Source organism: Monashia sp. HAY1-5C, from assembly GCF_056755255.1.
Genome location: NZ_JBPGXG010000456.1, coordinates 1 through 260, shown reverse-complemented (window position 1 = coordinate 260; position 260 = coordinate 1). Strand labels below are relative to the sequence as shown.

The window sequence follows — 260 nt, the reverse complement described above, 5'->3', positions numbered from 1 at the left end:
AGTCGCTGCAGCACGATGCCGTGTCGCGGGAGCACGACGTCGACCGTTACATCAAGCAGCCCGACGGCGGCCTGACCTCCTATCGCCGCGCCGTCGCCCTGGCGCTGGGCAAGGAACGGGACGGGCAGGTGGAAACCACCTGGGCCAACGCCGGCATCGACGCCGATCCCCTTCCGAGCGACCCCGATTGGGCCGGGTACAAAGTGTTCCTGGATGAGCGCACCTTCCACAGCGAGGCCAAACCCGGGAACGTGTGGACC

1 pseudogene is annotated in these 260 nt (G+C 67.7%); it reads left to right on the top strand.

The annotated features are described in order from the left end of the window. Positions 1-260 (top strand): annotated as a pseudogene (locus ACR9ZK_RS22415) (DUF2867 domain-containing protein); the annotation flags it as partial.